This is a genomic window from Rhizobium mayense (genome assembly GCF_030272705.1).
In the GTDB taxonomy this organism is placed as follows: Bacteria; Pseudomonadota; Alphaproteobacteria; order Rhizobiales; family Rhizobiaceae; genus Rhizobium; species Rhizobium mayense.
Map to the genome: position 1 here is coordinate 129,323 of NZ_JARFYM010000006.1, position 22,060 is coordinate 151,382.

General features: G+C 60.0%; 20 protein-coding genes. 8 read left to right on the forward strand and 12 right to left on the reverse strand.

Features of this window, described 5'->3' with window-relative positions:
- Positions 1-33: 33 nt before the first annotated feature.
- Complete coding sequence (locus tag PY649_RS10625; RefSeq protein WP_285868424.1) at positions 34-690, forward strand: DUF1007 family protein; 657 nt, start codon at positions 34-36, stop codon at positions 688-690.
- Positions 684-1,796, forward strand: a complete 1,113-nt coding sequence (locus tag PY649_RS10630) for a nickel/cobalt transporter (protein ID WP_285868300.1) — start codon at positions 684-686, stop codon at positions 1,794-1,796. The genes PY649_RS10625 and PY649_RS10630 overlap by 7 nt, the downstream gene beginning before the upstream one ends.
- 9 nt (positions 1,797-1,805) lie before the next feature.
- Here PY649_RS10630 and PY649_RS10635 read toward each other — a convergent pair whose 3' ends face one another.
- The 3 genes from PY649_RS10635 to PY649_RS10645 form a co-directional block, all read right to left on the reverse strand.
- The gene (locus tag PY649_RS10635) at positions 1,806-2,021 is read right to left on the reverse strand and encodes a hypothetical protein (protein ID WP_285868301.1); all 216 of its coding nucleotides are present in this window, start codon (positions 2,019-2,021) and stop codon (positions 1,806-1,808) included.
- An 88-nt stretch (positions 2,022-2,109) separates the two neighbouring features.
- The gene (locus PY649_RS10640; RefSeq protein WP_285868302.1) at positions 2,110-2,817 is read right to left on the reverse strand and encodes a tellurite resistance TerB family protein; all 708 of its coding nucleotides are present in this window, start codon (positions 2,815-2,817) and stop codon (positions 2,110-2,112) included.
- Between the two features lie 192 nt (positions 2,818-3,009).
- Positions 3,010-3,648 (reverse strand): 2-dehydro-3-deoxy-phosphogluconate aldolase, encoded by a 639-nt coding sequence (locus PY649_RS10645; protein WP_285868303.1) that lies wholly within the window; start codon positions 3,646-3,648, stop codon positions 3,010-3,012.
- A 160-nt stretch (positions 3,649-3,808) separates the two neighbouring features.
- Between PY649_RS10645 and PY649_RS10650 the strand changes: the two genes are divergently transcribed.
- The 3 genes from PY649_RS10650 to PY649_RS10660 all read left to right on the forward strand — a co-directional run bounded on the left by PY649_RS10650 (position 3,809) and on the right by PY649_RS10660 (position 7,791).
- Positions 3,809-4,294, forward strand: coding sequence for a CYTH domain-containing protein (locus PY649_RS10650; protein ID WP_285868304.1), 486 nt, complete (start codon positions 3,809-3,811; stop codon positions 4,292-4,294).
- Positions 4,272-5,180: a CHAD domain-containing protein gene (locus tag PY649_RS10655; protein WP_285868305.1), complete on the forward strand. Its 909-nt coding sequence runs from the start codon at positions 4,272-4,274 to the stop codon at positions 5,178-5,180. The genes PY649_RS10650 and PY649_RS10655 overlap by 23 nt, the downstream gene beginning before the upstream one ends.
- Before the next feature lie 220 nt (positions 5,181-5,400).
- A complete protein-coding gene (locus PY649_RS10660) occupies positions 5,401-7,791 on the forward strand; it encodes an arylsulfatase (RefSeq protein WP_285868306.1) in 2,391 nt (796 codons plus the stop codon).
- A 174-nt stretch (positions 7,792-7,965) separates the two neighbouring features.
- Here PY649_RS10660 and PY649_RS10665 read toward each other — a convergent pair whose 3' ends face one another.
- A complete protein-coding gene (locus PY649_RS10665) occupies positions 7,966-8,442 on the reverse strand; it encodes a GNAT family N-acetyltransferase (RefSeq protein WP_285868307.1) in 477 nt (158 codons plus the stop codon).
- Positions 8,443-8,611: 169 nt separating this feature from the next.
- Between PY649_RS10665 and trhO the strand changes: the two genes are divergently transcribed.
- Positions 8,612-9,556 (forward strand): oxygen-dependent tRNA uridine(34) hydroxylase TrhO, encoded by a 945-nt coding sequence (trhO, locus tag PY649_RS10670; RefSeq protein WP_285868308.1) that lies wholly within the window; start codon positions 8,612-8,614, stop codon positions 9,554-9,556.
- 5 nt (positions 9,557-9,561) lie between these two features.
- On the opposite strand, the gene PY649_RS10675 is transcribed toward trhO, so the two are convergent.
- The 8 genes from PY649_RS10675 to PY649_RS10710 form a co-directional block, all read right to left on the reverse strand.
- Positions 9,562-11,775 carry a bifunctional diguanylate cyclase/phosphodiesterase gene (locus tag PY649_RS10675; protein WP_285868309.1) on the reverse strand — a complete coding sequence of 738 codons (2,214 nt, stop codon included), beginning with the start codon at positions 11,773-11,775 and terminating at the stop codon, positions 9,562-9,564.
- A 109-nt stretch (positions 11,776-11,884) separates the two neighbouring features.
- Positions 11,885-12,433, reverse strand: coding sequence for an NADPH-dependent FMN reductase (locus PY649_RS10680; RefSeq protein ID WP_432761347.1), 549 nt, complete (start codon positions 12,431-12,433; stop codon positions 11,885-11,887).
- A 49-nt stretch (positions 12,434-12,482) separates the two neighbouring features.
- The gene (locus tag PY649_RS10685; RefSeq protein WP_285868310.1) at positions 12,483-13,856 is read right to left on the reverse strand and encodes a GH1 family beta-glucosidase; all 1,374 of its coding nucleotides are present in this window, start codon (positions 13,854-13,856) and stop codon (positions 12,483-12,485) included.
- A gap of 192 nt (positions 13,857-14,048) precedes the next feature.
- On the reverse strand, positions 14,049-15,236 hold the full coding sequence (locus PY649_RS10690) for a Gfo/Idh/MocA family protein (protein ID WP_285868311.1): 1,188 nt from the start codon (positions 15,234-15,236) through the stop codon (positions 14,049-14,051).
- A 294-nt stretch (positions 15,237-15,530) separates the two neighbouring features.
- Positions 15,531-16,583 carry a sugar phosphate isomerase/epimerase family protein gene (locus PY649_RS10695; RefSeq protein WP_285868312.1) on the reverse strand — a complete coding sequence of 351 codons (1,053 nt, stop codon included), beginning with the start codon at positions 16,581-16,583 and terminating at the stop codon, positions 15,531-15,533.
- Between the two features lie 267 nt (positions 16,584-16,850).
- On the reverse strand, positions 16,851-17,798 hold the full coding sequence (locus tag PY649_RS10700) for a substrate-binding domain-containing protein (RefSeq protein ID WP_285868313.1): 948 nt from the start codon (positions 17,796-17,798) through the stop codon (positions 16,851-16,853).
- A gap of 62 nt (positions 17,799-17,860) precedes the next feature.
- A complete protein-coding gene (locus PY649_RS10705) occupies positions 17,861-18,877 on the reverse strand; it encodes an ABC transporter permease (RefSeq protein WP_285868314.1) in 1,017 nt (338 codons plus the stop codon).
- A 60-nt stretch (positions 18,878-18,937) separates the two neighbouring features.
- Positions 18,938-20,461, reverse strand: coding sequence for a sugar ABC transporter ATP-binding protein (locus PY649_RS10710; RefSeq protein WP_285868315.1), 1,524 nt, complete (start codon positions 20,459-20,461; stop codon positions 18,938-18,940).
- Between the two features lie 167 nt (positions 20,462-20,628).
- On the opposite strand from PY649_RS10710, the gene PY649_RS10715 reads away from it, so the two are divergent.
- Both PY649_RS10715 and PY649_RS10720 read left to right on the forward strand, forming a co-directional pair.
- On the forward strand, positions 20,629-21,654 hold the full coding sequence (locus PY649_RS10715; RefSeq protein WP_285868316.1) for a LacI family DNA-binding transcriptional regulator: 1,026 nt from the start codon (positions 20,629-20,631) through the stop codon (positions 21,652-21,654).
- Positions 21,655-21,666: 12 nt separating this feature from the next.
- On the forward strand, positions 21,667-22,023 hold the full coding sequence (locus tag PY649_RS10720; protein ID WP_285868317.1) for a VOC family protein: 357 nt from the start codon (positions 21,667-21,669) through the stop codon (positions 22,021-22,023).
- Positions 22,024-22,060: the final 37 nt, after the last annotated feature.

The window sequence follows — 22,060 nt, forward strand, 5'->3', positions numbered from 1 at the left end:
GGTGAATCAATGCTCACGAAGCACATCGGACGCATGAGAAAATCCACCGTTCTCCATATCGCCGCCCTGGGCGGAGGCCTGTTGCTCGCGCCTGTCGCGGCATCGGCGCATCCGCATATCTTCGTGGAAGCGCGCCTGGAAGTGCTGGCAGGTGCTGACGGCGCGGTGCAGGAGCTGCGCAATGTCTGGCGCTTCGACGAGGTCTTCTCCTCCTCGGTGCTGATGGATTTCGACAAGAACACCAACCTGAAGCTCGACCCGAATGAGCTCAAGGAAGTCGGTAAAACAGTGCGCGATTCGCTCGCCGACTACGACTACTACACAAACCTGACGCTCAACGGCAAAGCCATCAAGGTCAACAAGCCAGACGTCATCAATGTCGACTACAAGGACGGCCAGCTCCTGATGTTCTTCGCGGTCAAGCCGTCCGAGCCTATGGTGCTGAAGGGCAACAAGCTCAGCTTCGGCATCTACGACCCGACGCTCTACACCTCGATCGATTTTCCCAGCGACAACGAGCTGGTGACAGAAGGCGACGCCTTCAAAGGCTGCACGCAGAAGGTCGTGCGCCCTGATCCGGACGAAGTCATCGCCGAAAACAAGGCGACATTGACGGATGCCTTCTTCAACGATCCGACGGGAACGACCATGTCGAAGCTCTTCGCCACGCGGATAGACGTCCAATGCTGACGTCGCGGATATCGAGGCTGCTTCCGGCGGCAGCCCTCGCCTTTCTGGCAGCCGCAAGCCTTGCGCACGCCACGGGATCGCCGCTCGGCATCGGCACGGCAGAACCGAGCTTCCAGCCGACCGGGGGGCCGCTGGCGCCGATCTTTCTCTATGTAAATTATGAGCAGCAGGCCTTCTATCGGGCGCTCACCAAATCCATCGAGGCCATGCGTCAGGATCCTTGGCAACTCTGGACGCTGATCGGCCTCTCCTTCGCTTACGGCATCTTTCACGCCGCCGGCCCCGGCCATGGCAAGGCCGTCATCTCTTCCTACATGGTCGCAAACGAGATCGAGCTGAAGCGCGGTATCGTCATCTCGTTTATCTCGGCCTTCATCCAAGGCCTCGTCGCCGTTCTCGTCGTCGGGGCCGCCTATTTCGTCCTGCGCGGGTCGGGCATCACCATGACGATGGCCACCAATGCTATGGAGATCACCAGCTTCGTCATGGTGATCATCTTCGGCGGCTGGCTGTTGTTCCGCAAACTACGCTCGATGATCCAAAGCAGGCCGCAACGCCAGGAGGTGCAATTCGCGACGTCGGCCGGCCCGGTCAGCATGTCGCTTTTCGAAGACGCCTCGAACAGCTCAGGTCCTGTGCAAAAACTCTCCCGCGTCCGCGCGACGCCGCAGACAGGCAACCGGTATAATTGCGACGACCCGACACATGATTTGGCCAATGGCATGGTCTGCGAGACCTGCGGCCATTCGCATCTGCCCGATCCGAAAATGCTGGCGAACGAGAAATTCAGCGTCCGCGAAGCCTGGTCGGCGATCATCACCGTCGGCCTGCGCCCCTGCTCTGGCGCGCTGCTCGTCATGACCTTCTCGATGCTGAACGGGCTCTATCTCGGCGGTCTGCTGTCCGTTATCGCCATGTCGATCGGCACGGCGTTAACCGTCTCGCTGCTCGCCATCATCGCCGTCTTCGCCAAGGGCACCGCCGTGCATTTCACCGGTCGCGGTTCGAAGCTTTCGACATGGGTCGGCAATGGCATCGAAATCCTGGGCGCGTTGCTGGTCATCTGCACCGGCGTCATATTGCTCGGCGCGTCGCTGCAGACCTGACTTGGTGGATTATCGGTTCTTGCGCCTCTGATAGCGGGCTCTCATCCAGAAGACCAGGAAGAAGGCCAGAATGACCAGGACGCCGAAGCCGGTGCCGAGCCACGGCGAAACATTGCCGAGCCGGACGATGATATCGGGCATCAAGTACAACAGCGCCATGGCGGCCAGCAAGATAATAGCGGCCGCGATCGCCGTTGAGCGGGTTTCGCTGTTTTTATCCGTCAAGATGGCTGTTCCTTCGCGCCGCTACTCGTTGTCCGGCGAAGGCTTAGGCCAGCCGCCCACGAAAGGCAACCGGCCCTTCCGCCGATGATCAGACCTTGGCGCTTGCGACCGTTGCCTCGATATGATCGACCAGCGCATCGGGAAGACCGAGGCGACCGGCGAGAAGATCGAGATAACCGCGCTCTGCTCGCGAATCCGGCTCGATCGTCAGCCGCGACGCCGTGTAGACCTGCACGCGCTGCTCTTCGGTTTGCGCCGATGCGACGATGGCGTCGAGATCGACAGGATTGGCAAGCTCGCGCTCGAAAAAAGCTTCCGCTTCCGCACCGACGCCCGCTTCCTGCACCTTGCCGAGAATATGCCGGCGCTCCGCATCGTCGATATGCCCATCGGCACGGGCGGCGGCGATCATGGCGCGGACGAGGGAAAGCGCAAAATCATTGCTGGCGCTCGCCGGCGCGGTACTGAAGCCGGAATTGGAGGGCGGCGGCAGGAATTGCGGCTCCGCCTGCTGGGCAGGTTGCGGCGCCGTCTCCGGTGTGTTGCCCGCCTGATAGTTCTTGTATGCCTGATAGCCGAGCCCGGCGATGGCGGCGAGGCCACCGAGCGTCAGTACGTTGCCGGTAATCTCGCGGCCTGTCTTCGTACCCAACAGCACTCCGGCAATGGCGCTGGTTGCCAAGGGATTGTCCCTGGCAAGATTGATGGCTTCGGTCGCCTTGTCTCTCACGCTTCCCTGCATTCCCGGAACTTGCGATCCCAGGAACTGGTCCAGAAGCTTGCGGGCGTCGATCATCTTGATGGTCCTCCGTCCTTTGCGAAGCATGATCCCAAAAAGTGCGCAGCGGTTTTTGGGCGAGATCATGCGAAAACAAAACTGCGAGAGGGAAATAGGAAGAGACGACTGCGAATACAAACCTGCCGAAAAGCAAAAGGGCGCGCATGAGACCATGCACGCCCTTTGGTCGACTTTTCGGAAGGCCTTAGCTTAGCCCTTCAGTGCGGCCGCTTCGGCGGCGAGCTTGGTGATCCCGGCCCAATCGCCTGCCGCGACCAGTTCCTTCGGCGCGACCCAGGAGCCACCGACGCAGATGACGTTCGGCAGCGACAGGTAATCATGGGCATTCTTCAGCGAAATGCCGCCGGTCGGGCAGAACAGCGTGCCTGCGAGTGGCGAGGACAGCGCCTTGAGATAGGCAGCGCCGCCAGCCTGTTCGGCCGGAAAGAACTTCAGCACCTTGTAGCCTTCCTCACGCAACGCCATGACTTCGCTCGCCGTCGCCGCACCCGGCAGCAGCGGCACGTGGGAGCCGCGGGCAGCGTCCAGCAACTCTTGCGTTGTTCCGGGGCTGACGATGAACTTCGAGCCTGCTTCGACGGCAGCTTCCCACTGCGCGACATTGAGGATCGTGCCAGTGCCGACTTCAGCCCCTTCGACTTCCTCCGCCACGGCGCGGACGGCATCGAGCGCACCGGCAGTGCGAAGCGTGATCTCGATTGCTTTCAAACCGCCGGCAACCAGCGCCCGGGCGAGCGGCACGGCCGATTTCGCATCTTCGACAATGAGGACGGGAACGACAGGCTGCAATTTCAGGATGGAAAGAAGCTTTTCGGTTTTCTCGCCCATGGTCGGCGTGCTCCCTTAAAACGATTGAAATCCGGTGTTCGAATAGCCTTCCGAGAGGTCCTTGTCGAGACAAAAGCGAAGTTTGATTACCAAGGGTAGGAAATCCCGAAAACATCCGTTAGTCTATTCAAATATGATGCTGACGGAGCATGTCGAGCGCATGGCAAAAGAGATCGAGCGAAAGTTTCTGGTGCGCGGCGATCAATGGCGCGACCTCACTTCCGAGAAGCTTACCCTACGGCAGGCCTATATTGCCTCCATGGACGATCGCTCCGTGCGCGTTCGCCTGACGAACGACACGGTCGCCACCCTCACGATGAAGATTGGCAGGGCGATGACGCGCGACGAGTTCGAATATGAGATCCCCGTTGCCGATGCCGAAGAGCTGCTCGGCAACGCCATCGGCCTTGTCATCGAGAAGACCCGCCACAAGGTGCCCTACAAGGGCTTTGTCTGGGAAGTCGACGTCTTTCGCGGCGCGCATCGCGGCCTGGTGACCGCCGAGGTCGAGATGGAGTGCGAAAGCGATGATCCTGAATTGCCGGATTGGGTTGGCCGCGAGGTGACCGGCGAATATCGCTACTCCAACCAGGCGCTCGCGACGCAATTCGAACAGGAATACGATGAGTTATCGCATTCGGCCTGACAAGGCCTTCGACGACGATGTGCATACCGCCGCTGCGCGTCAACTCGGCAAGGCGATAGCAGCATTGACCGATCGGCCGGAGGGACTGCATGAGGCGGTGCACACTGCGCGCAAGCATATCAAGCGCGTGCGCGCGCTCTACCGGCTGATCGCTCACCGCGCGCCGGAGTTCCAGCGACAGGAAAATGACAGGCTGCGGGAGATGGCGCGAACGCTCTCCCACGTTCGCGACGCGACCGCTCTCATCGAGGTCGGTCGTCATCTGCACGAGACGGCGACATGCGAGGAAGAAGCACAGGCGCTAGCACGCGTCATCGATGTCCTCACGGCCCGGCGCGATCGGCTGTCGGAGGCGGATACCGACCTCGAGGAGAAGGCGGAATCCGCGATTACCACCTGCCGAGAAGCGTTGGAGGCGCTGAGCGCGATCTCTTTCGACAGCGGCCGACGCGAGGCCGGACGCATCTTTCAAAAAAGCTGGCGCAAGATAGGGCGCAAGGCGGCGAAGGCACTCGCCGAATGCCATGCAGAAGCTCATACCGACCAATTTCACGAGTTGCGCAAACGCGGCCAGGATTGCTGGATGCATCATGCGCTTTTGCGCGACATCTGGCCGTCGGCCATGCGCGCAAAACAGCTGGAAGCGAAGGCGCTGGTCGATGTGCTTGGCCGCTATCTCGATCTGTCGATGCTTTCCGAAGTTACCGATCGCGAGCCGCATCTCTTCAACGGAAATGACGACCGCGCCCGCCTGCTGGAGGCGATCATCTCCCGCCAGCAAACCGCCCGCCAGGATGCGCTGGCCAAGGCCCGCTGGCTGTTTGCCGACGAACCGAAGCAGGAAGCGCGGACGATCAAACGACTTTGGCTGGAAGCCGGGGATTGAGGAAATCAATTCCATCAGCAAAGATTGTAGGCAATTCCTCTCCGTTAGGTAGCGACTCTCTCGGACGAAAATTTCCATTCAAAAGCAACCACTGCCGCCGCGTGCTTGTGGTGTCATAACGGCCCGACGTCAGCGACCGCGTCTCATTAACCGTAACGTACTTGTCACTTTTCGGCATCATGCCAAGGTCTCGACTTCATCGGGTTGGGAGGACAAGACGATGTTGAGAATTGGAACACTATTTCTCGCCACATTGAGTTTAACCGCCGTTTCATTCGACCGGGCAAGCGCCCAACAGGTCACAGGCGAACCTGGTTCGCCCAGCGCAACGACAACGATCGACGGAAGATATCTTCCGAACCCGCCCCCGGCATTCGGCGGACAAATTGGCCTCGACGCCAAGAACTCCAAACCTTATTGGCCGCCTCAGATCGTGCCGCCAAAGGGCGCGCCGAATATCCTGCTCATCATGACCGATGATGCGGGTTACGGTGTTGCCGGTACATTTGGCGGCGTCATCCCGACGCCTGCCTTGGATCGCGTTGCGAAAGCGGGCCTTCGCTACACGCAGTTTCATTCGACAGCGCTCTGTTCTCCGACGAGGGCGGCACTGATCACCGGGCGGAACCATCATTCGTCGGGCTTCGGGGTCATTTCCGAGCAGGCAACCGGTTACCCCGGTTACGATTCCGTCATTGGCGTAGACAACGCCACGATCGGCGAAATTCTGAAGCAGAACGGCTTCGCAACGTCGTGGTTCGGCAAGAACCATAACACCCCCGCTTTCCAATACAGCAGTGCCGGACCGTTCGATCAATGGCCCGTGGGGATGGGCTTTGAATATTTCTACGGCTTCATGGGCGGCGACAGCAACCAATGGACGCCATACTTATTCCAAAACACGACCCAGATTTTCCCATGGGTTGGTAAGCCGGGTTACAACCTTACCACGGACGAAGCCGACAATGCCATTGACCATATCAAGCAACTGAATGCGGCCGCTCCTGACAGGCCGTTCTTCGTCTATTTCGTACCAGGAGCCACCCATGCGCCTCACCATCCGACCCAGGAGTGGATAGACAAGTTCAAAGGCAAGTTTGACATGGGTTGGAACGAAATGCGCGAACAGATTTTCGCCAACCAGAAGCGGCTCGGGGTCATTCCTGCGAATACGCAACTAACTCCGTGGCCCGACGACCTACCGAAGTGGGATAGCTTGGATGCGGACAGCAAGAAGTTGTTTGCGCGACAGGCCGAAGTTTTCGCCGCCTATGTCGCTTATTCCGATCACGAAATCGGAAGGGTGATCCAGGCAATCGACGATCTGGGCAAGCTCAACAACACGCTTGTCATCTACATCGAAGGCGACAATGGCACGAGTGCCGAAGGCAGCACACTTGGCACCCCCAACGAATTGATCACCATCGAGGGGATGCAGATTCCGGTCGCGGATCAGATGAAGTTCTACGACGTCTGGGGTTCCGACAAAACGTACCCGCATATGTCGGTGGCGTGGTCATGGGCCTTTGACACGCCGTTCAAATGGACGAAGCAGGTCGCCTCGCATTTCGGCGGTACGAGGCAGGGCATGGCGATGGCCTGGCCAGCGCGGATCAAGGACGCCGGCGGCATCCGCAGTCAGTTCCACCATGTGATCGACATTGTTCCCACCATCCTAGAGGCGACTGGAATCCAGGCGCCTGTCATGGTCAATGGAGTGGCGCAAAAGCCGATCGAAGGCGTCAGCATGGCCTATAGCTGGGACAATGCCCAAGCTCCGTCGGCGCGCACGACGCAATATTTCGAGATGTTCGGCAACCGCGCGATCTATAATGACGGCTGGATCGCCGCCACGACGCCGCCCGCACCGCCTTGGCTGATGGGCACGACTAAAATGCCCGACGTCGTCAACGGCTACAAATGGGAATTATATAACCTCACGGAGGACTTTTCGGAAAACAACGATCTCGCCGCCAAGATGCCAGACAAGTTGCACGAGATGCAGGAGCTGTTTCTCATGGAAGCGGCGAAATACAACGTCTTCCCACTTGATAATTCGATCCTGGAGCGCCTCCTCACCCCACGGCCAAGTGCCACAGCCGGACGAAATGACTTCACGTATTCCGGCGTGATATCCGGTATTCCGTCCAGCAACGCTCCGAACATCGTGAACAGATCTTACACTATCACAGCGGAGGTGGAGATACCGCAGGGCGGTGGTGAAGGCATGCTTGTCACCACTGGTGGGCGCTTCGGCGGATACGGCTTCTATCTGCTCAAAGGCAAACCGGTATTCCTGTACAATTTTGTTGATATGGAACGCTTTCGTTGGGAGGGTCACGATGCCTTGGCGCCCGGCAAGCACACCCTTGTGTTCGATTTCAAATCCGATGGCCCCGGTTTCGGCAAAGGTGGAACCGGCGTCCTCAAGGTGGATGGCACTGAGGTTGCCAACGAGAAAATTCCGCACACAATTCCAGCACTAATGCCGTGGGACGAGACCTTCGATGTGGGGGTCGATACGCGGACAGGCGTAGAGGACAACGACTATCAGGTGCCGTTCCCCTTCAATGGGAATATCGCAAAACTGCAGGTGGCGCTGCAGCCATAGACACTGCCGGACGAAGGGGGACATTGATATCGATGTCCCCTTTGTCGCGCAGTTAACCTTCAAATGGCCCGCCGAGTTTTTGCGGACCAACGAAGCAGGAAGCGGGGAAGATCCAGCAACTTTGGCTGGAAGGCGGGAGATTGGGGAAATCTCTCCCACGCGTTCAACGCCAAGCTATCGAAGAAATTTCTCCATGCGGAAATTTTCGAGCATCTGCCCGCGCTTTTCCACCCTCTGCGATGCCAGGACGCGGAAGCCTCGTCGTTCGAAGAATGGTCTGGCGGTAAGGCTTGCCTCGGTAAAAATGCGGCCGAGCCCCTGTTTTCTTGCCTCTGTCTCGATCGCCTTCAGGAGCAGGCTGGCAGCACCCATGCCTTTATAATCGGGATGGACAAACATCATATCCAACAGCCCGTCGGGCACCAGATCCGCAAATCCGATTGGCACGATCCCGGACTGGACGATCCAGGCCGGCCTGCTTGACCGGCGTTTCGCCCAGGCTTCCCGGTCTTCTACCTTGGCCCAGGCATCGACTTGGGCTTGATTATAATCCTTTGATGCCACCTCCCGGATCGCTCTCAGGAATATCTCGATGGTGAGATCGGCATCCGCCGGGACATATGCTCTTACAGTCAGTATGTTCTTTGGCACGTTAACCTCTCGTCGCATATCGATCGTCCCGCGCAAATTGGGCCGGCTGATCCACTCATCTCTTCTCAGCAGATCTTTGCAGAGGCTGGCGCAAGTCGGATGATGGCCACTGTGACGCATAAGATAAATCCCGATTGCCTGCCGGCGCACAAAATTGTATTTCCGCGGCATGACGGACATCCTTTCCACCCCACGACATGAGGCAGGCGGCGCATTCCTCGTTGCCGCCCTCTATCATTTTGTTTCCTTTCCGCGCTTCGAGGCCCTGCGGGAGCCGCTGCTTGCGCTCTGCGAAGCAAATGGCGTCAAGGGCACGCTGCTGCTCGCCCATGAAGGCATCAACGGCACCATCGCCGGTACGGATGCTGGCATTGGCACTGTCCTCTCTTTCCTGCGCGCCCAGCCGGAATTTTCAGACCTGGAGCACAAGGAAAGCCGGGCATCGAAAATGCCCTTCGTGCGCATGAAGGTGAAGCTGAAGAAAGAGATCGTCACCATGGGCGTCGAGAATATCGACCCCACCAGGATCGTCGGCACCTATGTCGCGCCGAAGGACTGGAATGCGCTGATCTCCGACCCGGACACGATCGTCATCGACACGCGCAACGATTACGAGACGGCGATCGGTCTGTTCAAGGGCGCGGTCGATCCGAAGACCAAGACGTTTCGAGAATTTCCGGAATGGGTGCGCCAGAACGAGGGCCTGCACAACAAGCCGAAGATTGCCATGTATTGCACCGGTGGCATCCGCTGCGAGAAGGCAACCGCCTTCATGAAAGAGCAGGGTTTCGACGAGGTTTACCACCTCAAGGGCGGCATTTTGAAATATCTCGAGGATGTGCCCGCTGAGGAAAGTCTGTGGGAAGGCGCCTGCTTCGTCTTCGACGAACGCGTTTCCGTCGAACATGGCCTGAAGGAAGGCAACTACAAGCTCTGCCATGCCTGCCGCAATCCCATCACCGCCGAAGAGATCACCTCGCCTTTCTATGAAGCCGGCGTGTCCTGCAGCCAATGCTATCACGACCGCACCGAGGAAGACCGCAAGCGCTTCCGCGAGCGCCAGCGCCAGGTCATGCTCGCCCGCAAGCGCGGCCAGGAACATATAGGCGGCTAAAGAATTCAGGCGGCTGCTTCTTGCTCGCCTTCAAGCGCGCGGGCCGTCTGCGCCTTCAGCCGCTTGCTGATTTCGGCTTCCGGCAGCGGCTTGGCGAAGAAATAACCCTGCAGCTCATCGCAACCGAAGAGTTCCAGGGCGATCCCCTGCTCTTCCGTCTCGATGCCTTCAGCCGTCACGGGAATGTCGAGCGAACGCGCCAACGCCACCGTCGCCTGCAGCATCTCGCGAGCACGGCTATCCGTTAGCACATCCATCGTGAGCGACCGGTCGATCTTGATGCGGTCGAAGCCGAATTGGCGGAGATAGCCGATCGACGAGAAGCCCGAGCCGAAGTCATCGAGCGCCACCTTGACGCCGAGCGCCTTCAGCCGCTCTATCGATTGCCGGGTGCGCTCCGGATTCTGGATGATATAGCCTTCGGTGATTTCCAGCGTGATGCGTTCGGCTTCGATCTCGGTACGGTTCAGGACATGCCGGACATAGTCCGCAAAAGCGGGATTGCGGAATTGTCCCGGCGAGACGTTGACCGCGATCCGCAGGTCCGGCCATTGCTGCGCCGCCTCGCAGGCTTTGCGCAGCACGAGCAACCCGAGTGCCTCGATCAAGCCGCTCGTCTCGGCAACGGGAATGAAAGCATCGGGCGAAATCGGCCCGTGACCGGGCCTGTTCCAGCGCACCAACGCCTCGACGCCGGTGATCTCATGGGTCTTGGCGTCGACCAGCGGCTGATAGGCGAGCGTCAACTCTTCCTTTTCGATGGCATTGCGCAGGTCAAGTTCCAGCGCGTTGCGTTCCTCGCGATCGGCGTCCATGGCCGTCTCATAGCAGGTCATGCGGGCGCGGCCGGCTTCCTTGGCCTTGTACATGGCAAGGTCGGCGCGGCGCACCAGTTCCTCGCGGTCGATCCGGCCCTCGGGCGAGCTGGCAATGCCGATGCTGGCGCCGACCACGACCACGCGGCGGCCGATCTCCAATGGCTCAGCAAAGAAATCCAGCACCTGTTCGGCAAGCCTGAGCGCTGGCGCGTCGTTCAATTCCTTGGTCGGAAAGGCGACGGCGAACTCGTCGCCGCCAAGCCGTGCGAGCGTCGCCGTCGGCGGAATGAGCACATTCAGCCCGGCGGCGACGGCGCGGATCAACTGGTCGCCGGTGCCGTGGCCATAGGAGTCATTGATCTCCTTGAAGCCATCGAGGTCGAGATAGAGCAGCAGGACATTGCTGCCGTCGGCCCGGGCGCTCTCCACCAATCGGTCGACATCGACGCGCAGGCCCTCGCGGTTGAGAAGGCCGCTGAGCCGGTCTCGCAACGAGCCCTGCCGCGCCAGCGTCTCTTCCGCCCTCAGCCGTCGGCCTGCCAGCGACCCCAATATCAGCAGCACCACGAAAAACATGCCGACCAGGCCGAGGGCGCCGACCACCAGCGGACGCGCCTGTTGATAGCTGACGTCACCGGGCCCGCGCGAGGTCCAGACCAGCCGCCCGAGCGGCTTGCCGAGCGGATCGACGATCGAGACGGCATAGCGCGCAGTCGTGTCCGGCGGCACCAGCCTGAGGCCGCTGATGACATAGGTATTGGAGAGCATCTTGATCTTGGCGGCATCGAGGTGGCGGACGAAAATCAGATAGCGGCGCTCGCCTTCCGGCACGGGGATATGACCGGACTTTTGGCGGATCGTTGCGACACCGACGGCGGCGATGCCTTTGTCGGTCATCACATAGCCGCTCGCCTCTGGCACGCCGGTCACCCGCGTCTTGCGCACCTGATCCACCAGGGCCCAGATCGAGGCATCAAAGACATCCTCGACCTTGTCAGTCATCGGTTTGCCGTCGCGATAGGCAATGACGGGCTGGTTGTTGTCATCGACGACCAGCGCCATGTCGAATAGGGCGCCATCGGAGGACATTTCGCCGTAGTTGCCGGCGATCCAGTCCTGATCGTTCTCTTCATAGACATTCCTGGCGGCGGCATTTCGCGCCGCATAGTCATGCAGCGTCGCGTCGAGCAGGCCCTCGAAGGTCTTCAGCGCGCCGGCGGTGGTTTCCCAGGAGCGTTCGTCGTCCAATTTGTTGGAATAGTCCGCCACCCGACCGATCGCCGTCAGCACCATCAGCGTGACAACTGTGACGACCAGAGCGAACGAAAACAAAACGGCCGTCACGATGGAATGACGACCGATTTGCGTGTTCCGCTGGATTGACTTGAAAACTGCTCCCAATGCACTTCTCCTTGACTTTGGAGTGTGCCTTCAGGTCTTCAAAAAACGGTTAAAGCGAACCTATGATTATTGCGTGACAAGGTTGTAAATTCATTGGCGCAGCAAGCATTCATGTAAATTCGCGGATTGCCTGCGCAAAACGATCAAGGCTGCCCCTCAGCGTGCCGTTCTCTTGCATCTCCGCCAGGACTGCCGCCTGCGCCTCATCGCTCTTGCCGGCGAGCGGCACGCGCAGAAAAGCCTCCGGCACGATACGGAGCGACATGGTCTTCAACACTTCGGTCAGTTGCTCCAGCACAAGATCGCCGCGATGCGAAGCGTGCGCAAACATCAGCGGCTTGAACGGCACTTCGTCACGCGACACCAGCCAATCCAAAGCGTTCTTGAAACCGCCGGGGATGCCATGGGCATATTCCGGACAGGATACGATCAGCCCGTCCGCATCGCGGATCTTCGCGGCAAATGTTTCGACGACAGGAGGCGTCCTGTCGCCCTCTTGATCCGGATTGAAGATCGGCAGATTGCCGATCAAGTCACAGATTTCGATGGAAACTCCGTCAGGCGATATCAGTCGCAGAGCCTCCAGCAGCCGGCGGCTGGTGGAGGCCTGTCTTTGACTGCCGCAGAGCGCGTAGAAGGAAAGCGGGCACTGGATCATGCGCGAAACCTATCAAGCGCCAGCGATTCGGACGACACCCATCCGTCCCTTAAGCCGCCTTATGATTCCCCTTCGGAAACTGACCGGCGAGTTCGCGATACCACTTGCCGCTCTTCTTCACCGTGCGCACCTGCGTCTCGTAATCGACATGCACGAGACCGAAGCGCATGCGGTAACCTTCCGCCCATTCGAAATTATCCATCAGGCTCCAGGCGAAATAACCGCGCATGGGATAACCGTCCTTGATCAGGTCTGCGACGACGCCGAGATGGTCGATGTAGTAATCGAGGCGCGGCTGGTCGTCGACTTCGCCGTTGACGACCCCCATGTTGTAGCAGGCGCCGTTCTCGGTGATATAGCATTCCGGCAGTTCGTAGCGCTTGTAGAGATCTTCCACCACGTGCTTCAGGCCCGGTGCGTAGATCTCCCAGCCGATGTCGGTCTTCACGTCGCTCGCCGGCGGTGCCTCCTTCGTCCAGGGGAAATCGCCGCTCTTCGAGGCGTCATCGGAGACGCGCATCGGCATATAGTAGTTCAGACCCCACCAATCGAGCTTCTGGTTGATGATCTTCAGATCGCCGTCTTCGATGGCCGGCATGCGGTCGCCGAGAGCCCCGATGAATTCCTTCGGATACTGACCCTTGAAGATCGGATCGAAGAAGGCGCCGTTGTGGAACTGATGCGCGCGCTCGACGGCTGCCTGATCTTCGGCACTATCGGAACCCGGAAGGATGGAGGCGGCATTGAGCACGATACCAACTGGCACCTTGGGCGCTTCCGCGCGGATCGCCTCGACGCCAAGGCCGTGCGCGAGGTTCATGGTGTGCATGGCATAAAGCGCTGCCTGCATGTTGCGCTCGCCCGGCGCGTGGATGCCGTAGAGGTGGCTAAGCCAGACGATGCACCAGGGCTCATTGAAAGTGGCGATCGAATCCAGGCGGTCGCCGAGGCGGCTCACGACGGTCTTCGCATAACGCTGATAGGCATAAGCCGTCGAACGCGCCGTCCAGCCGCCGTCGCCGGCAAGCGTCAGCGGTAGGTCCCAGTGATAAAGCGTCGCGAAGGTCTTGATGCCGCGCGCCTTGCAGCCATCAACGAGACGGTCGTAGAAATCGAGACCGGCTTCGTTCACCGGACCCGTACCGTCAGGAATGATGCGCGGCCATGCGATCGAGAAGCGATAAGCCTCGACGCCCATCTCCTTGATCAGATCGAGATCCTGTTCCAGGCGGTTGTAATGATCGCAGGCGACATCACCGTTGTGGCGATGATAGACGCGGCCCGGCATGTTGGCGAAGGCATCCCAGATCGACGGCTTGCGGCCGTCCGCTTTGGTGGCGCCTTCGATCTGGAAGGCGGCAGTGGCGACGCCGAACGTGAAATCGCCCGGGAAACGGGCGGCAAAGCTCTTGGGATCAATCATGACTAACCTCGTTTCTCTCAAACGGCGGGACGGCCGGGTGCGATCGACCCGCACTCACGACATTGGGCTTGCGCGCGGTTTAAACCTACGAAAACGTCCTTGTACAGTCCCGAAATGACAAAACTGCAACGTTGCAGTCAGAAGTCGAGGAGGATGGGACGGCAAACAACCCGCCGTCCCATACGCACGGGATCAGAGCTTGACCCAGGCACCATTGCGCCTCGAAGAAGCAACGCAGGCCTCGACGAAAGCGACGCCCTTTACGCCGTCATCGACGGTCGGGAAGACGACGCCTGGATCGACCGCCACGCCCTTCTTGCGGGCGTTGATAGCGCGCGCAGCTTCCGTGTAGATAGTCGCGAAGGCTTCGAGATAGCCTTCCGGATGGCCGGACGGGATGCGCGACACGCGCGCAGCGGCCGCACCGGAGCCGGCACCATTGCGGGTGATCAGGCGCTTCGGCTCGCCGAACGGCGTGTACCAGAGATAGTTGGGGTCGGCCTGCGTCCATTCGATGCCGCCCTTGGTGCCGTAGACGCGGAGCTTGAGGCCATTCTCATGACCCGGCGCCACCTGGCTGCACCACAGCATGCCCTTGGCCGGCTTCTCCGAACCCCTGGCTTTGAACCTCAGCAGCAGATGGCCATTGTCATCAAGACGGCGGCCTTCGACGAAGCTGTCGAGATCGGCGGCGAGGCTGTCGAGTTCCAGGCCGGTGACGAAGGAGGCGAGGTTATAGGCGTGCGTACCGATATCGCCGGTGGAGCCGCCAGCGCCGGACTGCGACGGATCGGTGCGCCAGGCGGCCTGCTTCTGGCCCGACTGCTCGATATTTTCAGTCAGCCAGTCCTGCGGATATTCCGCCTGCACGATACGGATATCGCCGAGCTCGCCATTCGCGATCATCTCACGCGCCTGGCGGACCATCGGATAGCCGGTATAGTTGTGGGTCAGGATGAACAGTGCACCGCTTTCGTCGGCCACTTTCTTCAGCTTCTTGGCATCGGCAAGGTTGGAGGTCAGCGGCTTGTCGCAGATAACATGGATGCCGCGCCTCAGAAATTCCTTGGCGGCGTCGTAGTGAACATGGTTCGGCGTAACGATCGAAACCGCTTCGATGCCGTTCTTCAGCTTGGCTTCGCGGATTGCCATGTCACGATAGCTGGCATAGGTGCGGGACGGATCGAGACCGAGATCGCGGCCCGAAGCGATGGCCTTGTCCGGCGAGGCCGACAGCGCGCCAGCGACGAGATCGAACTGGTCGTCTATGCGCGCGGCGATACGGTGCACCGCACCGATGAAGGCGCCCGCGCCTCCACCCACCATGCCAAGCCGAATGCGCGGCTCACGCGTCTGCTCCGATGATCCTTCGATTGCCATAGATTCCTCCTGAATGAATTAGAATTCCCCCTCACGGAGGAAGATTTGGTGCCTGCCGTTCCAAACAACCCGCCTCGCCCTTCGAGGGCCCTGCGGGCCACCTCAGGGTGAGGCTGATCTTTTGCGGCAAAACCTCTTCCACCCACAGATACCAAGGATGGCTCCCATGGAATTTCGCAAAAGCCCGCTCCGCCCTCATCCTGAGGTGCGGAGCCTCCTGAGCTCTGCGAAAGAGTGAAGCCTCGAAGGACCAGGGTGGCCCCCTCTTCTCCCGGGGGGGAGAAGAGAGAATTATCAAAGCCCCAGCATGCGCCGGTTGGCAGCCTGATCCGTGCCGCTGCCGGCAAAGTCGTCGAACGCCTTCTCGGTGACGCGGATGATGTGCGACTTGACGAATTCGGCACCTTCGCGCGCGCCGTCTTCCGGATGCTTGAGGCAGCATTCCCATTCGACTACGGCCCAGCCGTCAAAATCATTGGCGGTCAGCTTCGAGAAGATCGAGCCGAAATCGACCTGCCCGTCGCCAGGCGAGCGGAAGCGGCCGGCGCGGTTGACCCAGCTCTGATAGCCGCCATAGACGCCCTGACGTCCGGTCGGATTGAACTCCGCATCCTTGACGTGGAACATCTTGATGCGGTCCTTGTAGATATCGAGGTGGTCGAGATAGTCGAGGCACTGCAGGACATAGTGCGACGGGTCATAGAGCATGTTGGCGCGCGGATGGTTGCCGACCCGCTCCAGGAACATTTCGAAGGTGATGCCGTCGTGCAGATCTTCGCCGGGATGGATTTCGTAGGCGATATCGACGCCGCAGGAATCGGCATGATTGAGGATCGGCGTCCAGCGGCGGGCAAGCTCGTCGAAGGCGGTTTCGACCAGGCCGGCCGGACGCTGCGGCCAGGGATAGAGGAACGGCCAGGCAAGCGCGCCGGAGAAGGTCGCATGCGCCTTGATGCCGAGATGCCTGGAAGCCGACAGCGCCATCTTCACCTGCTCGACAGCCCATTCCTGCCGCGCCTTGGGATTGCCGCGCACTTCCGGCGCCGCAAAGCCATCGAAAGCCTCGTCATAGGCCGGGTGCACGGCAACGAGCTGGCCCTGCAGATGGGTCGAAAGCTCGGTGACCTCGACGCCGTTGGCGCGGGCGACGCCGGCGAATTCATCGCAATAGTCTTTGGAGGTCGCGGCCTTCTTCAGGTCGATGAGCTGGCCTGCCCAGGTCGGAACCTGCACGCCGACATAGCCGGCCTCAGCCGCCCATTTCGTGATCGAATCCCACGAGTTGAACGGAGCTTCGTCACTTGCGAATTGCCCGAGAAACAGGCCTGGGCCCTTGATCGTCTTCATGCGTAATTCCTCCCTGGTCGTGTGCTGCAAACGTTTCCGAAGCGTTTCAACACCTCATTCGGGGCGAACGAGGCGTCCTTCCCTCAAAAACAATAGGGCCGTCTGGCCGAAAGTCGAATGCAGGCAGACCTAATCACGGCCTGCCTTCGACGGCAAGAGGTACGTGCCGCAAAAATCGCCGCACCGAGATAAACTCAGTGGCAGAACTTACAAAAAACGCCCGCCGGAACCGGCGGGCGCCTCGCTCGAAATGTGTGGATCAACCAATCAGAACGGCGAATCGGCGAAGTAGAAATCCTTGGCATTGTCCTTGGTGACCAAGGTCGCATCCAGGATATAATTGCCGCGGACCGGAACCTGATTGTAGAAGTTGGAAGCAGTCAGTTCCATGGCGGTCCCGACCATCGCCGGCGGATAAAGCACATCGACCGGGATCAGCTTGTCGCCGTCCATGACCTTCTTGACCATATCCTTCGAACCGGCGCCGGCGATGACATATTGGATGTCGGTGCGCTTGGCCTGGTCGATCGCCTGCAGCACGCCGACGGCCATGTCGTCATCCTGGCACCAGACTACGTCGATCTTCGGGAATTTCGTCAGATAGTCCTGCATGACCTTGAAAGCGTCGTCGCGGTTCCAGTTGCCGTATTGCCGATCGAGAACCTTGACGTTGGAGCCGGCGATACCCTTGTCGAAACCGTCCTGACGCTGCTGGTCGATCGGGATCGGCAGCCCGCGGATGACGACGACCTGAGCATTCGGGGTATGGGCCTTGATATATTCGCCCGCCGTCTGACCAAGTGCAGGATTGTTGCCAGCAACATAGAGGTCGCGGACGGAATTGTCGTTGTTGCTCGGCGCACGGTCGACGAGAGCGACGAACTTGCCCTTGTCCTTGACTTCCTTGATGGCGTTGACCAGCGGATCGGGGTCCGACGGCAGGATCACGAGAGCGTCGATGCCCTGGGTCTCGAGGTCCTGTACCGCGTTGGCCTGGCTCGCCGCGTCCGGTGAGGTCTTGACGATGACGTTAAGCCCCGGATGTTCCGCCATCAAAAGCTTGGCGACGCGTTCGGCATGGAAGACGACGCCCGAGGTCCAGCCATGGTCCGCCGCCGGAATGGAAACGCCGATGGTAACCTTCTTGTCCTCGGCGTGAACGGTGCTGGCGAGAGCCGCCAGTGCGACAGCCAGGCCAAATAGTCTTTTACGCATATTTCATCCTCCCAGATAGAGACAGGGCATTGTCATAACGACCGGGCGCCCCTTAGACCCGGTTATTGCTGTTTGCGAGCAAGCGAGCGCTGAACCAGCATTGCGATGATGATGATCGCGCCCTGGATGGCGCTGAGCAGATACTCGCTGATGAAATTGGAAAGCAGCATGATGTTGCCGACTAGCTCGAGGATGAAGGCGCCGCAAACGGTACCCCATACCCTGCCCGCGCCGCCCTTCAGCGCCGTACCGCCAACGACGACGGCCGTGATCGCCTGCAACTCCCACAAGCTCCCCGTCGTTGCCGATGTCGAGCCAAGGCGAGGCACGTAGAGAAGCACGGCGATCGCCACGCACAGGCCCTGGATGACGAAGGCGACGGTACGCACGCGATTGACCGCCACGCCGGAATAACGCGCAACGTCGCGGCTGGAACCCACGGCGATGACATGCCGCCCGTAACGCGTGCGATAAAGGATGAAGGCCGCGATGCAGGTGACGACAATGATGACGACGATCGGCACCGGCACGCCGAGCACGGAGCCGTAGTAGGCGGGCTTATAGAGCGCCTGCAGATTTGCCGGGCGCAAGGTGATCGCGCCGCCCTGCGACAGCCAGGTCGTCAAGCCACGGTAGACGCCCATTGTGCCCAGGGTCGCGATGAACGGCTCGATCTTGCCCATGGTCGTAATCAGACCATTGGCCAGGCCGCACAGGAGACCGGCGACGATCGAGAACATTACAGCCGCCGCTAACATCAGGGCCGGATCGGCGATGACGCCTGAATTCATCAAGAGGATCATCAGGCTTGCGACGAAGGCGACCATCGCGCCGACAGACAAATCGAGATCGCCAGCGGAGATGACGAAGGTGGCGCCGACCGCGATGATCGCGATATAGGCGCATCTCGTCGCGACATTGGTGAGATTGGTAATGCCGATGAAGTTCGGGTTGACCAATGCGCCTACGATCAGGAGCAGCACCAGCGCTGCAAACGGTGCCACAGCCCTAAGATCGACATCACGCCAGGAACGCCCTCGCCGATCGGCCTTGCCGCTGCTGTCTTCGCCCACGCTCATAACCAAAACCAACCTCCCGTCCCATGACTGCTGGGAATTCGCCCTGCCTCAGCCGCCCGTTCAGGCAGCGGTCTTTTTCTTCAGGCCTGCCGCATAACGCATGATTTCCTGCTCCGAGATCTCGTCGCCTTCAAGCATGCCGACGATCCGGCCCTCGCGCATCACCGCGATCCGCGTGCACAGCCCGATGACCTCGGGCATTTCCGACGAGACCACGATGATCGAATGGCCGTCGCGCGCCAGAGCCGAAATGAAATGATAGATCTGCTGCTTCGTGCCGACATCGATGCCGCGCGTGGGCTCGTCGATGATGATGATCCGCGGCTCGGTTTCCATGACCTTGGCCAGAAGCAATTTCTGCTGATTGCCGCCGGACATGCGGCCAACGACGATATTTCCGTCGCGAACGCGGATGTCGAAACGCCGCCGCGCCCGCGCCAGTGCATTGGCCTCGCTGGAGGCGCTTAGATAACCGAACTTGCCGTGCCGATCCAAGGATTGGAGGGTCAAGTTGACGGCCATGCCCGAATTCAAAAGCAAGCCCTTGGACTTACGGTCCTTGGTCATATAGGCAAGCCCGGCATCGATGGCCGCATGCACGTCATGCGGCGGCACCGTTTGACCGTTGGCGATGACTTCACCGGCGGAGCGTGAGCGCAGGCCGACGACTGCCTCCATCAACTCGGTGCGACCGGACCCGATCATGCCTGAAAAGCCCAATATCTCGCCCTTGCGCAGCTCGAAGCTCGCATCGCGGACGTAGCCGGTCGAAAGGGAACTCACGCTGAGCACCACCTTCTCGTCGACATCGGGCTCGTTCTTGGCGGGATAGAGGCTGGAAAGCTCACGCCCGACCATCAACTGGGCAATCGATTCGCCGTCGAGCAGCGAGGTTTGCGATGTCTTCACCCATTGGCCATCGCGCAGGACCGTGACCCGGTCCGTCAGTTCCATGACCTCGTCGAGCTTGTGGGACACGAAGACGAAGCTCGTCCCCTGGTCACGCAGCTTGCGCACCTGTTTGAACAGAAAGTTGGTTTCCTCTCGCGACAAAACGGCGGTCGGCTCGTCCATGAAGACGATCCTGGCGTCCCGGCTGATCGCCTTGGCGATCTCCACCATCTGCTTGTCGGCGATGGAAAGCGTGCTGATTAAGGCTCTCTCGTCGACATGCGAACCGAGGAGATCGAGGACACGGCGCGTTTCTGCGCGCATATATTTGCGATCGAGGACGCCGAAACGTGTGACTTCACGACCGAGAAACAGGCTCTCGGTCACGGTCAGATGTTCGGCCAGATTGAATTCCTGGTGGATGATGACGATCCCGAGCGCCTCGGCGGCGCCGTTGGGCGGCAGCTTCACCGGCTGGCCGTCGAGCAGGATCTCACCCGAGCTTGGCTGCTCGAAACCGGAGAGAACCTTTACGAGCGTCGACTTGCCGGCACCATTCTCGCCCATCAGCGCATGGATTTCGCCGGCTCGAAGATCGAAATTGACGCTGAACAGTACCTGCACGCCACTGAAGGACTTGCAAATTCGCCTCGCGGACAGCACCACCGCACCGTCGACGGTCTCCGAACTCATCACTTCCTCCCCCCGTGGCTCCACCCACTTCCAAGCTGTGTAAACCTTTACATATTGCCTGTAAAGGTTTACATGAGTGCACATTGCACAATTTTTCGCGGTCGCCTTTGACCTCCGCGGAAGTCTGTGTAGTGTCCGGTCCGAGACGAGACCCAAGGCAGAGCGCAGTGTCTAATTCCACGCCCGCAACTATCGAAGACGTCGCCAGAATTGCCAATGTTTCGATCGCAACGGTCTCGCGGGCAATCCATATGCCTGAGAAGGTCGCGAATTCGACGCGCCTGAAGGTCAACCAGGCGATTGCGATCACCGGCTATACCACCAATGCCATGGCGCGCAGCCTGCGGCTTGGCCGCTCGAACATGATTCTCGTCGTCGCGCCCGATATCGGCGATCCCAATTTCTCCAATATTCTCATCGGGTTGGAAAATGAGGCCCGTGCGCACGGCTATGGCGTCCTGATCGGCCACACGCAGAACGATGCGCAGCGCGGGCTGGAATATCTGAAGTTCCTGAATTCCAACCAGGCGGCCGGTTTGATCCTGTTCACCGGTATCCTGCCCTTCGGACACCAGACGATGACAGCGCGGCTTCCGCCGAGCGTCGGCGTCTTCGAGCCGGTCTTCAATGGGGGTATTCCCTATGTCGGCGTGGACGATATCGCCGGAGCGCGCAAGGCCGTCGACCTTCTGATCGCTGAGGGTCACCGGAAGATTGCATTCATCGGCGATTCGCGCACCCGCCTCGCCTATAGCCGACGGCGCATGGGTTATGAGGCAGGCCTGGATGCCGCCAATATCAGTCCCGATCTACGCATCGTGTTCGAGGGCGACGGCACCATCGAAAGTGGAAGGCTGGCCGTGGAGCAGCTTTTCATGCGCGACACGCTGCCGTCAGCTTTCATGTGCGTCAACGATCAGACCGCCATCGGCGTGATGATCGGGCTGAAGGCGCGCGGCTACGACATTCCCAAGGATTTTTCGGTGACCGGCTTCGACGATGTGCCGCAAGCCGTCTTCATGACGCCGTCGCTGACGACCATCCGGCAGCCGCGAACCCTCATCGGAAAGCACGCGATGTCGCTGCTGATCGAACTCCTATCGGACGGCGAGCCAGCTGAGACGGAAATCCTGCTGCGGCCCGATCTGGTGGTGCGCAACTCGGTCTCGGCACCGTCGCGTGCGCGGCGATAGAGACGCGTAGCTGTGCCGCTCGGCAGACTCATCCTTTACGCCCGCGATGTGGAAGCGACGGTCGGCTTCTACGAGAAACATTTTGGATTCAAGCCGCTCCGACAGGACGGCGATCGAATTGTCGAGCTGCGGGCGCCTGACGGAGGCGCCAATCTCATGATCCACCGCGCAGCAAAGACCCAGAAGATGGACCAATCATCGGTGAAACTGGTCTTCGACGTTGAGCATGTCGAAGCGTTCCGCGCCAAATGCGCGAGCGAGGGGCTTGAATTCGGGCCGTTGCATCAGGCTGACGGCTATGTGTTCGCCAATGCCAAGGATCCTTGCGGAAATTCCATTTCCATTTCGAGCCGCGCATTCCGCCGATAGCACCGGAATGGCCGGGAGGCGATGAAACACCGCCTCC

What these genes read in the sequence shown, in the direction of transcription:
- PY649_RS10625 (WP_285868424.1), top strand. Translation starts at nt 34, where the DNA reads ATGAGAAAATCCACCGTTCTCCATATCGCCGCCCTGGGCGGAGGCCTG.
- PY649_RS10630 (WP_285868300.1), top strand. Translation starts at nt 684, where the DNA reads ATGCTGACGTCGCGGATATCGAGGCTGCTTCCGGCGGCAGCCCTCGCC.
- PY649_RS10640 (WP_285868302.1), bottom strand. Translation starts at nt 2,817, where the DNA reads ATGATCGACGCCCGCAAGCTTCTGGACCAGTTCCTGGGATCGCAAGTT.
- PY649_RS10645 (WP_285868303.1), bottom strand. Translation starts at nt 3,648, where the DNA reads ATGGGCGAGAAAACCGAAAAGCTTCTTTCCATCCTGAAATTGCAGCCT.
- PY649_RS10650 (WP_285868304.1), top strand. Translation starts at nt 3,809, where the DNA reads ATGGCAAAAGAGATCGAGCGAAAGTTTCTGGTGCGCGGCGATCAATGG.
- PY649_RS10655 (WP_285868305.1), top strand. Translation starts at nt 4,272, where the DNA reads ATGAGTTATCGCATTCGGCCTGACAAGGCCTTCGACGACGATGTGCAT.
- PY649_RS10660 (WP_285868306.1), top strand. Translation starts at nt 5,401, where the DNA reads ATGTTGAGAATTGGAACACTATTTCTCGCCACATTGAGTTTAACCGCC.
- trhO (WP_285868308.1), top strand. Translation starts at nt 8,612, where the DNA reads ATGACGGACATCCTTTCCACCCCACGACATGAGGCAGGCGGCGCATTC.
- PY649_RS10680 (WP_432761347.1), bottom strand. Translation starts at nt 12,433, where the DNA reads ATGATCCAGTGCCCGCTTTCCTTCTACGCGCTCTGCGGCAGTCAAAGA.
- PY649_RS10685 (WP_285868310.1), bottom strand. Translation starts at nt 13,856, where the DNA reads ATGATTGATCCCAAGAGCTTTGCCGCCCGTTTCCCGGGCGATTTCACG.
- PY649_RS10690 (WP_285868311.1), bottom strand. Translation starts at nt 15,236, where the DNA reads ATGGCAATCGAAGGATCATCGGAGCAGACGCGTGAGCCGCGCATTCGG.
- PY649_RS10695 (WP_285868312.1), bottom strand. Translation starts at nt 16,583, where the DNA reads ATGAAGACGATCAAGGGCCCAGGCCTGTTTCTCGGGCAATTCGCAAGT.
- PY649_RS10700 (WP_285868313.1), bottom strand. Translation starts at nt 17,798, where the DNA reads ATGCGTAAAAGACTATTTGGCCTGGCTGTCGCACTGGCGGCTCTCGCC.
- PY649_RS10705 (WP_285868314.1), bottom strand. Translation starts at nt 18,877, where the DNA reads ATGAGCGTGGGCGAAGACAGCAGCGGCAAGGCCGATCGGCGAGGGCGT.
- PY649_RS10710 (WP_285868315.1), bottom strand. Translation starts at nt 20,461, where the DNA reads ATGAGTTCGGAGACCGTCGACGGTGCGGTGGTGCTGTCCGCGAGGCGA.